Annotated in this window: 1 protein-coding gene and 1 riboswitch; the gene reads left to right on the top strand. The window is 72.4% G+C overall.

Annotated features, from left to right (window positions below):
* Positions 1–65: 65 nt before the first annotated feature.
* Positions 66–167, top strand: a riboswitch (glycine riboswitch).
* A 144-nt stretch (positions 168–311) separates the two neighbouring features.
* The coding region (gene gcvT, locus DQW06_RS20115) for a glycine cleavage system aminomethyltransferase GcvT (protein ID WP_117199106.1) at positions 312–1168 on the top strand (857 nt) is incomplete at its 3' end.

The raw sequence follows: 1168 nt of genomic DNA, 5'->3' as shown, positions 1-1168 counted from the left end.
GCCCCCGCGCGGCACCGGGCACCCTTGGGCGCCGTTCACGGCCGCTGCTAGGCTGAACGTGTTGCTGACCCCGTACGGGAGAGTGCCCGCGTATCCAGCGCGGGCCGCCGAAGGAGCAATCCCTCCCCGAAGACAACCTCTCAGGCACAGCGGACCGTACGGGCGAGACCACTCTGGAAAGCAGGGACAGCCGTCCCTCGCCGAAGGTGCAAGCCGCGCCGAGCGCGCGGCGAAGCTCTCAGGCACAGATGACAGAGGGGGAGGATGGCAACGCCACGCACGTCACGACGCCCATCCTCTCGGGAGTGCCCATGTCAGATGCCGCATCCGCGCCGCGCGCGACAGCGCTGCGCGAGGTCCACGAGAAGGCCGGCGCCACCCTCGTCGACTTCGCCGGGTGGCTCATGCCGCTGCGCTACGGCAGCGAGACCGCCGAGCACCGTGCGGTGCGCGAGGCCGCGGGCCTGTTCGACCTCTCCCACATGGGCGAGATCCGGCTGACCGGCCCGCAGGCCGCCCAGGCCCTCGACCACGCGCTGGTCGGCCACCTGTCCCAGGTCAAGGTGGGGCGCGCCCGCTACTCCATGATCACCGCCGAGGACGGCGGTGTCCTGGACGACCTCATCGTCTACCGGCTCCGCGAGGACGAGTACCTCGTCGTGGCCAACGCCGCCAACACCGCGGTCGTCGCCCCGGCCCTGGCCGAGCGGGCCGCGGGCTTCGACGTCGAGGTCCGCGACGAGTCGGCCGAGTACGCGCTGATCGCCGTCCAGGGGCCCCGCGCCGTCGACGTCCTGGCTCCGCTGACCGACGCCGACCTGGACGGCATCCGCTACTACGCCGGGTACGAGCACACCGTCGCCGGCGAGCCCGTCCTGCTCGCCCGTACCGGCTACACCGGTGAGGACGGCTTCGAGATCTTCGTCAGCCCCGCGGACAGGGCCCCCAAGGTGTGGGATGCCCTCATGGCCGAGGGTGAGCGGCACGGCCTCGTCCCCGCCGGGCTCTCCGCGCGCGACACCCTGCGCATGGAGGCCGGGATGCCGCTGTACGGGCAGGAGCTGACCGCCGACCTCACCCCCTTCGACGCCGGTCTGGGCCGGGTCGTGAAGTTCGACAAGGGCGACTTCGTGGGCCGCGCGGCCCTGGAGGAGGCCTCCCGCTCCTC

Origin of the sequence: Nocardiopsis sp. TNDT3, assembly GCF_003427465.1 — a bacterium.
Taxonomy (GTDB): Bacteria; Actinomycetota; Actinomycetes; order Streptosporangiales; family Streptosporangiaceae; genus Nocardiopsis; species Nocardiopsis dassonvillei.
Note: the sequence above shows the minus strand (reverse complement) of the source record. Positions and strands in the feature narration are given on the sequence as shown.